The organism is Neolewinella lacunae (assembly GCF_014349155.1).
In the GTDB taxonomy this organism is placed as follows: Bacteria; Bacteroidota; Bacteroidia; order Chitinophagales; family Saprospiraceae; genus Neolewinella; species Neolewinella lacunae.
On the sequence record NZ_JACSIT010000150.1, the window covers coordinates 16,024 to 27,013 of the forward strand.

Sequence of the window (10,990 nt, forward strand, 5' to 3'; positions counted from 1 at the left end):
CCCCCGGGTGGCTTTTGGGTTGTAGCGCTTCGGCGCCATACGCTTTACACATGAACAACTTTACATCCCTTTCCGACCTCCTATCCGGTCTTTTCAATTCTTCCAACATGCTTTTTTCGACGTCTCTCCAGCGGCAGGCCACTCGCCTGCTGTTCGTGTTTGTGGCACTGCTATCCTTAAACAGTACGCTCGTTGCCCAGCAAGGCGCAGATGCTGCGGCCAACGGAGCGGCAGAAAATGCTCCTTTGGCGCAACGCTTGCAGTTGTTGGAGTACACCATTTATCCTGAGAGCCGGGTGGGTGCGCAAGACGACCGCATTCGATTTGAGACGAACGGTACGGCGGGGCAGTCTTTGGACTTCTCGGCGGAGTTGAACGGCAAAACCATTAAGAAACGCTTGCCGATTGATGCGGCAGGCTACGCCGAACTGCTGACGCCCTCCAACGGTACCTACCTTAACGTGAAGGTCATGGGCGAAGGGGTAACGCTGTACACGGAGCGGGAGCTTGGCGTCTACACGCGGAGCATTCCCTATTCCCTGGATAACCTGCCAACGGTACTGGGCGAACAGGATGCCTCTTACACGGGCAAGCCCCTGGAAGATGCAGTGCAGGAAAAGCTGACGGGTTGCGTGAACAACAAGCTGACGGACCGCAGCTTTGAGTCAGGGGGGAGCGCCTGGGCAAAAAACAGTGGCGCTTACGTGGTGAATACGTCCCAATCGGGCGAATACATTTACGATGGCAGCAAATCGCTGAAGATGGATTTGGCGGGTGCTTACGCCGGTCAGTCCTTTAACCTGGGAGGTCACCGGGAGTACTGCTTTTCCGTATACGCCAAGAACCACTCCTCGGCGGGCAGCTTTTACGTGGGCGTAAAGTTTTACAACTCTGCCAACCAGTACATTAGTGAGGTTACGCTGACAGTGGCCCGCAATACGGGATATAACCTTTACCAATTCGACGGTTTCTCCCCCGCCAACACGGCCAAGGCAGAAGTATTCTTCTACCGGGACAATTCAACGAACAGCGATGGTTGGGTAGACCTGGTGTGCTTCCAGGACAAAGGAACCGTCATCAACGGAGGTACCCCGCCGAGTGGCTTTTTGGCCGACTGTGGCGATGGCAAGATGGTGGACCTTTACGCCAGTGACGTAAACTGTGGGGCCAACCCCCAGGCCAGCATTACGATTCCCTCCAGTGGTAACGTCTACCAGGTGGTGGTTGAAGTGGTTTACAAGGGGGCTAACCCCGGCAACGATACCTACGTGACGGCCAGTAACGGCAACAATTACCTGGTCTCGAAAGCCAACGTGCCGAACCAGGGGAACACGGGATTCCACGTTTACCGGGGTTTGATTCCGGTAGGTGTTGGGGGCGTTTGGCACAGTGCTGCCGGTGGCCTGTGTACCAACAACTCTACGGGCAATAGTGGCTTACAGTCCCTCACAGCCTATGCTTTCCGCAACATTACCACCGACCGGGCGGGTTCCGGGGTATTCACTTCGCTGACTGGCTACAACAGCCTGGCTTCTTTCGATATTCCTATCCCTACGGCCGCCCTGACGCGGGATGTGGTGCTGAAAATTCCTTTTTCAGAAATCACCCTGGATGGCCGTTACGTACGCCTCAATGCCAAAGTGGATGGCATTCTTTTGGGTTCCCAGACGTGGACTTTCGGTCCGGCGGGTGGCCCTTGCTGTATCGACATTCTGGAGCTGACGGTGCCCAACGTGCCCGGCGGCGCATCCGTAATTACGGTAGAAGTAGATACGCGGAACGGACAGGGCCCCGGCGGGGTCAATGGCCAATCCTATACGATTGCCGGATTAGCTTACATTGACCTGGTGTGCCCGAAAAACGACGGGGATTGTATTCTTTCTTTCCGGGCCAAAGGGGATTGTGGACACGAACAGGTGCAGTTGAAGCTCGACGGGGTAGCGGTTGCCACCTACGTGCTGAGCACTTCTTTCCAAACCTTTACCTTCAATAACTTTACCACGGGCAAAGACGTCGAGCTGCACTTCATCAATGATGCGACTAATGGTTGTGACCTGAATGTTGAGCTTGATTACGTCAAAATCGGCGACGATACCTACCAGACTGAAACTGCGGCTACGCGGACGGGCTGCGGGACGGCCGATCGTCTGCACTGCAATGGTTTCTTTGACTTTGGTAAGTTGTACTGTTGTGCGCTGACCAGCCCTGGGCAGATTTCGACCGACCACGTCAACGTTTGTGTGAACGCGGGAGCAACCTACGATCCCCCTGTTTTTGATGCTACTGCCGCTACCTGTTCCGGTGGAAGTACGCCGCAGTACCAGTGGCAGATCAAGCCCGAGCAGGGAGGGAACTGGACCAACATTCCCGGGGCTACCGGCGAGGATTACAATCCCCCTGCCTACGGAGTTGGTTCGCGCTGGTTCCGCCGGCAGGCCAAGTGCAGTTGTGAGTCAGCCTTTACCGAGGCGACCAACGTTCGCGACGTGCACATCCGGGAAAACCCGGCGGTCAGTGTGTCAGTGACCCCCGCCCCCTGTGTGGGTGGCAACACGGGCTCGGCAACGCTCACGCCTACGGGTGGCAATACGCCCTACACCTACGTCTGGAGCAGCGGTGGAACGGGCAATTCGCGCACCAACCTCGCTCCGGGGAATTACACCGTAACGGTTACTTCCGCTGCGGGAGGATGTACGCTGGTGGTGCCGATTACTATTGTGCAGACGGTTGGTCCCCTGGCCAACATCACCTGTGCGGCTGACCCGTTGAAGACACGCACGTCTACCAACTCCCAGGCCACGTGCAATTCCGACAACTACGGATTTTACATCGCTAACCTGCCGGGCAGCTACAATGCCAATGGATTGTACTCTATCCAGAACGGTACGTTTGTAGAAAATTCCAACGGAACTGCGCTCTACACGGCAACGATGGTCAACAATGCCAACGCCAACGCCAAATTTGAGGTCAGCGTGATCTTCCGCGGCCGGACCTTCACTGCACCTGCGGGCTCGCCCAAAGAAAATACCCAGTGTGTTGGAGACCTTAATAATACGGATTGGTACTACTACACCGAACTGGACGGAACGGCTACCGGGCAAAATGCCCTGTCCGGAGCGGTACTGCAATTTGCCCGGATGGGCGAGGCTTTCCAGGTGGGCGTGGGTGCCAACCTGAACAATGCTTCGGCTTTCGGTGCCAGCGGATGGTTTACGCTGAGTGTGAAAAAGCAACCCACTAATGGCCCTGGTTTTGGAACCGGCACCATCAATGGCGACTTCAATTTCAACCTTTCCGGCACGAAACTCAACAACGAACCGGCGGACTGTCTGGACATTTGCGTTGGCGAGTCCACTACCATCAGCGCCAACGGCAGCCAGGGGCAGGCCCCTTACACTTACCTGTGGAGCAATGGTGCAACCACCCAATCCATCACCATTTCGCCAACCGCTACCACTACCTATACGGTAACGGTAACGGACGCCAATGGATGTACGGACACGGATGAAGCCACGGTGACGGTAAATCAGGCGGCGTGGGACCATGTCAATCTGGGCAGCAACGCCACCAATTGCGGTGCGCCGTGTAATGGCAGCATTGTAATTGATCCGAACCTGAACACCACGGGAGCATTCTACGTGGAATACACCTACAATGGCAGCGTGGTACGCTTCCCCGCAACGGGCACCATCAACGATCCGGGCGATACGGTAATCCCTGGTCTCTGCGGTGGCACCTATTCCAACATCACCATTGTTGGTTTAGCTACAGGATGTCGTGCCGTGTGGCCGGATGATGTAGTCATCACCGAGCCACAAAGTTTTACCGTCATGGTGCCCAACGTAACGGAGTGTGAGTACGAGCAGGCCCGGCTTACCGCCACGGTCACTCCTGCGGGCAACTACGCCTACCTGTGGAGCAATGGTGCTACAACACCGAGCATTACCTTTAACCGCGTTCGCCTGGCGGATGCGAAAACCTACCGGGTAACGGTTACTAACCCAACTACGGGCTGCACGAGTGTAGCAAGTGCTACCCTAACGGTAATCCAGAATTTCACCAACGGTGGCCAGATTGCCGCCAACCAAGAAAATTGTGGTCCATTCGACGCCGCGCTGCTGACCAGCGTAAGTCTGCCCAGTGGTGGCACCGGTAGCGGTACTCCACAGTATATCTGGTTGAAAACTACTGGTGACTGTACCCCTCCCACTATAGACAATATGGGGAGTTGGGTAGAAATTCCCGGTGCTAACCAGGCAAGCTTTGATCCGGGAATCATAACCGAAACAACCTGCTTTATCCGTTGCGCTCGCTACCCCGGTTGTGAATTGTACCTGGGGGAGAGTAACGTGGTGACCATCACCATCGAACCACCCGTTACGGCAAATGCTGGAGTGGACCAAACGATCTGTGAGTGTATTCAGAGCACCCCTTCGAATGGTTCATTGAATGCCCTTACTTTTGGATATAATGCCTTCGTCGAAGGTCAAAGTACTGTAGTTTCCGGAGAATCTGAAGGGCCCCTTGCAACAGGTGGTAATTTCCGAATCGAAGGCGATTACGGTGTTAGCGGATTCACCGCAGGCAACCTTACGGCAAGTGGTGAAGGCAACCCCATCGCATTGCTCATCGGTGGTCGGATCTTCTTTACCAGCGGCAATGGCGTGAATGTTTTGAACAACGGCTTTATTAAGCTCGGAAATGCTACGGGATCAAATATTATTACTCAATTGAATGGCTCTCCGCAAAATACCCGGATTACTCCTGGTGGTTTTGATTCGAATCCACGTGTTCTCTTGGCCACAATGCAAAGTGAAGCATCAGTAACAGGTGCAGCCCCCGTTAATTTCAGTACTTCTTTTGCTGCCATTCGTGCATATTCTACCAGCCTTTCTCAGGAAGCAGGAAACGTAACAGTGGGTAGCGGGGTAGTAACCTTGAACCTTACTGCTGGGCAAACCAATTACTTGAACCTTACGGGAGCACAACTTTCCTCCATTAATCAAGTGATGTTTGGCAGCGTATTTCCATCTGTTAATACCCCATTGGTAATTAATGTAAACGCAGGAGGAACCTATGTATGGTCACTCCCCACCTGGGCCGGTGCGGGAAATGAACTGGGCCAGTACATCATCTGGAACTTTACCAACACCACGACGCTCACCCTTAACGGCGGACAAACGATTTTAGGTACCGTGCTCGCTCCGAACGCCTACCTCAATAAAGTGGGCTCCGGAAACATCGAAGGACAGGTCATTGCCGCCAGCTACCGCCATGGTGCTGGTGAGCTGCACGTGCGCAACTTTATCGGTGATATCCACGGTCAGGCCGATTGTGCAGATATCGCCCGTTCCGTTACCCTGACGGCTACCGGCGGTAGCAACTATCTCTGGAGTACGGGTGCCACGACCGCCTCAATCACCGTATCTCCCCTGGCAACTACTACCTACTCCGTTACCGTTACAAACCCAGCCACCGGTTGTAACGACAGTGATGAAGTTACCGTGTTTGTGACGGATATCCCTACCATTTCTATTGATCCTGTTTCCACCCTTTGCGAAGACGATGCTCCTGTAAATCTCTCGGCTACCCCCGTGGGTGGTACTTTCTCAGGACCAGGTGTATCAGGAAATTCTTTCAATCCTGCCGCTGTTGGTCCTGGTACTTACACCATTCTTTACAGTCTGAACCAAAATGGCTGTGAAAGTGAAGCCTCAATTATTGTAATGGTGGCTCCAACCCCCGACGTGTTAGTTGCACCGCTTAGTGTGTGTGTAGGAGATGCGGCTGTTCAGCTTTCTGCCAGTCCTTCTGGGGGCACCTTCTCGGGCCCTGGCGTTTCCGGCAATATGTTCAATCCTTCTGGACTGACCGCTGGTAGCTACACCATCACCTACACGTATACTTCACCAGAAGGTTGTACAGCTTCGGGTACCGCTACCGCAACGGTTCGCCCCGAACCAGTTGCGCAAATCAATGTGAATGCCAACGATCTATGTTCTGGTGAGCAAGTAACTTACACGGCTGCTAACGCCGGAGCAGGAGCTACCTATACCTGGAACTTTGGTTCGTTTGCCGTTCCGTCTACCGCTACCGGAATCGGGCCCCATGTTGTAACCTACACTTTGCCTTCTGGCCAACTAGGAAATGGCTCAGCTACAGCCTCTTTGACCGTTGAGCTGGCTGGTTGTTTCAACGAGGATACAGAGATTATCAACATCAAAGATCTTCCAGAGGTGACCAATGTGGTAAGCACTAACCCCACTTGTGGAGAGGATAACGGAACGATTACGATTACCTACTCGGATAACCCCAATCGCTCAATCATCAAATTCAGCATCGATGGCGGCCTAACCTATCCATATAGTGTAGCCGATGATAATGGATCTTTCACGATTACTGGATTGGATGCAGGCAGCTACAACCTTTTTGCGGTTTGGGGCCAGAATGATTGTCCAGTTGATGTTCAGGACGCCACGCTCACTGCCGAGGATGGTCCTTCCGTTACGGCCAGCGATGATGTGACCATTTGTACAGGCGGTAGTGTCACCATCACCGCAAACGCTAACGGCGGCACCGGAATGATCACCTATAATTGGATGCCCGGAAATCGCGGAGGAAGCAGCATCACGGTCAATCCCACCACTACCACCACTTATACCGTCACCGCCACCGATGCAAATGGCTGTACCAGCACGGAGCAAGTAGTAATTACGGTAGTCCCAGACCCCGAAGTCAGCATCAATGCCGATGGAAGTGACGTCTGCGTAGGCGGTTCCATTGCCTTCACCAGCACCGTTTCTGGCGGCCTGAACTGCCAGGCAGTTCAGTGGCAAATCCGCACCGGCACGAGCGGCTCTTTTACCAACGTCAGCACTGGCCCAACCTACACCACGGCCACCAACCTGGCCCCCGGTACCTACCAGGTACGCGCCAGCTACGTCTGCAACGGCACGGGCTGTGACGCCGATGATTCCAACATCGTTACGATCAACGTGATTGCCGACCCCGAGGTCTCCATTTCCATCAACGACGGCGTCATTTGCCTCGACGAAACCGCCACCCTGACGGCTACGCCCACCGGCGGCCTCAACTGCCAGGCCGTCATCTGGCAACGCCGTACGGGCACGATGGGTGCCTTTACCAACTTACCAACCACTGGCAATACCCTGGTGACCGATGCCAACCTGGCCGCCGGAACTTACCAGTACCGCGCACGCCTGGTTTGCGGAGGGGAGGAATGTACCGACGACAACTCCAACGTAATCACGCTGGTGATCAAGCCCGATCCCGCCGGTACGGTCAGTAACCCCACCATCTGCGCTGGCGAAAATGGCACTCTCACGGTGACCATGACTGCGGGCGATGCCCCCTTCACCTATGTCTGGCAGAGCAACGCTTCCACGACCAACAGCGCAACCTACGGCCCGCTGAGCACTACGACGAGCTACAACGTTACGGTTACCGATGCCAACGGCTGCGATGTGGTCCTGAATGGTACCATCAACGTTACGCCGCTCCCCGTAGCCGAAATCAGCCCCCTGGCGGGCAACGAATGTGAAGGAACCCAGTACACCTTCACCGCCACCAACGCCGGTGCCAACGCCACTTACCAGTGGAACTTTGGTGCCATGGCCACTCCAGCTACGGCTACGGGTGCTGGTCCCCACCTGGTGACCTACACCACCGCCAACGCTTCTACTGACAACAATACCACCGTCACGCTTACCGTGACCAAGGACAATTGTATCGCAACGGACACGGAATCCGTGCGGGTACGCCCCCTGCCCGATGTAACCATCACGGCAGAAAATGACCCATCCACCTGTTCCGGCTCCAACGGATCGATCACCGTTTCAGTGATTAAACCCGCTGGCAGCACCGTGGAAATCAGCCTGGACGGCGGCCAGACTTTTGAAGACTGCGACCAAACCCAGTTCACGGGCCTCAGCGCGGGTACTTACAATCTCGTAGCCCGCTACTGCAACGATGATTGCCCCGTACCCGTCGGAACCGTAATTCTGGAAGATCCCCTCTCTCCCGTAGCAGAAATCAACGGCCCCGCCGAAATCTGTGAAGTAAGGAGTACTACTGGTTTCCAGGCGACCTTCACCGCTACCAACGCTGGCTTGCTGACGACCTACAACTGGAACTTCGGGCCCGGCGCCAGCCCCCAAACGGCCACCGGACGCACGCCCGGCCCCGTAACGTTCAGCACGCCTGGCATCAAGAATATTACCCTGACGGTCACCCGTCTTGGCTGTACGGCTTCCGATGGATTCACCCTCACGGTCAACGAAGCCCCCACCGTTTCCATTGATCCCGTCACCGTCTGCGCAGAGGAAAACGCCACCCTGGTTGCCAACGTAAGCGGCGGCGAAGCCCCCTACACCTACCTGTGGAGCAACGGCGGCGGCACCAACCAGTCCGCTACCTACCGTTCTAACTACACAACGGTCGCTACCTCCGAAACTTACTCCGTTACCGTAACCGACGCCAACGGCTGTGCAACGGTACAAACGGGTACCATCAACGTCAACCCACTCCCCGTTCCTGATCTTAGCAACGATGTTCTCCTCTGCGAAGGAGAAAGCACGACGCTGCTGGTGGAAAATGTGTTCTTCTCCACGGCTACGCCATTTACTTACCAGTGGACCAAAGAGGGCTCCAGCACCGTACTTTCCACTACCACCAGCCTGGAAGTAACCCCCGCGATGTTGTCGCTGGGTGCCAACAACTTCTTCGCTCGGGTAACCGACGCCAACGGCTGTTTCGAGCGCGATGTAGTTATGGTAACGGTTCGTCCTGAACCTACCGTTACCGTCCAGGACCAGACCATCTGCGAAGGGGAAATGGCTACCCTCACGGCCGTACCTGGCGCGGGCAATGGCACCTTCACCTACGAGTGGTTCGCCGCAGGTTCTAACACCCTCCTGGGAACCGCCGCCACCCTGACGGTCAGCCCATCCGCTACGATGAGCTACACCGTAATCGTAACGAGCACGTACAACGAATCCATCGGCAGTGTCCCCACCGTCGCCCGCTGTACCGCCCAGGCAACCGCTACCGTAACGGTAAACGAAAATCCCGAAGTGGTCATCACCACTTCCGATGCGGACGAAGTGACTTGCGCCAACCAAGAGGTAATTCTCACCGCCAATGTCTCCGGCGGGGAAGCACCTTACAGCATTGAATGGACCGTAGGCAACAACCCCGCCGTGGTATCTACCGAAGCGACGCTGACGGTCAGTCCCGCAGTTACTACTACTTACCTGGTGAAAGTTACCGACACCAACGGCTGTATGGATACCGACCAGATCACCATCACCGTCAATCCCGCCGTTTGCGCCAGCCTCGGCGATTACGTCTGGGAAGACACCAACGGCAATGGCATCAACGATGAACCCGCTTCTGCCGGGGTCGGCGGCGTTACCGTAAACCTGAAAGACGCCAACGGCAACGTGATCGATAATACGTCAACTGGCCCCAATGGCTTCTACGCATTCACCGGTCTGGTACCTGGCACTTACAGCGTACAGTTTGTGCTCCCCAACGGCTACAATTTCACCACCCTGGGCGCAGTAGGCAGCAACGAAACCAATGACAGCGACGCCGATCCGGCAATGAACGGTATGACTGACCCAGTTACGCTCGTAAATGGCCAGAACTACCCTGATCTCGATGCGGGCATCCAGCGGGTACCGAGTATGGAGGTTGAAAAAACCTTCATCTCTGCGGTCGTGCAGCCTGACGGCTCCTACAACGTTACCTACACCATCTCCGTCATCAACACCGGAGGCATCGGCACCTACTCCCTGTCCGATACCCCCGATTTTGACGACGACATCACCATCAACAGCGGTTCTTACACGGGCGCGGACGCAGGTGCATTGAACGTCGTAGGAGCAACGGTCCTGACGACGAACAACCAAATCGCGGCGGACGCAACGGAGACCTTTACGCTGACCTACAACGTGACGCTCGACCTGACGGCGGGTTCTACCGACGGTGGCGATAACGTCTACACGGCTTGTGGATCTAACGGTCCTAACGGCAACGGTACCCCCGGTGCTGGTCTGTACAACCTGGCCGAACTCGACACCAACGGCGACGGCCAGCCCGACAGCAGCGATGATGCCTGCGGTGACCTGCCCAACGTCGAACTGGCGAAAACCTTCGTTTCTGCGACGGTACAGCCCGATGGCTCTTACAACGTAGTCTACACGATTGCGGTAACGAACAACGGCGGTGCCACGGGCACTTACGGCCTGACGGACACGCCCAGCTTTGATGACGACGTCACGATCAACGGCGGCACCTTCAGTGGCGAAGCTTCCGGCACATTGACTGCCGGCACGACGACGCTGACGACGAACAACAGCATCGCCGCTGGCGCAACGGAGACCTTCACGCTGACTTACAACGTGACGCTGGACCTCACGCCCGGCTCTAACGACGGTGGCGACAACGTCTACACGGCCTGCGGCAACGGCGGTCCGAACGGCGAAGGCACGCCCGGCCAAGGTCTGTACAACACGGCCTACCTGGACACCAACGGCGACGGCCAGCCCGACGCTAGCGACGACGCCTGCGGTGACCTGCCCAACGTCGAACTGGAGAAGACCTTCGTATCTGCGACGGTCCAGCCCAACGGTTCTTACAACGTAGTCTACACTATTGCGGTGACGAACAACGGCGGTGCTACGGGTACTTACGGCCTGACGGATACCCCTGCGTTTGACAACGACGTCACGATCAACGGCGGCACCTTCAGCGGCGAAGCTTCTGGTACGCTGACGGCTGGCACGACGACGCTGACGACGAACAACAGCATCGCCGCTGGCGCAACGGAGACCTTCACGCTGACTTACAACGTGACGCTGGACCTGACGCCCGGCTCTAACGACGGTGGCGACAACGTCTACACGGCTTGTGGATCTAACGGTCCTAACGGCAACGGTACCCCCGGTGCTGGTCTGTACAACCTGGC

1 protein-coding gene is annotated in these 10,990 nt (G+C 56.0%); it reads left to right on the forward strand.

All coding sequences use genetic code 11. The annotated features are described in order from the left end of the window. Positions 1 to 50: 50 nt before the first annotated feature. Positions 51 to 10,990: collagen-binding domain-containing protein (locus H9S92_RS18610; RefSeq protein WP_187468208.1), on the forward strand; the 10,940-nt coding region annotated here is incomplete at its 3' end.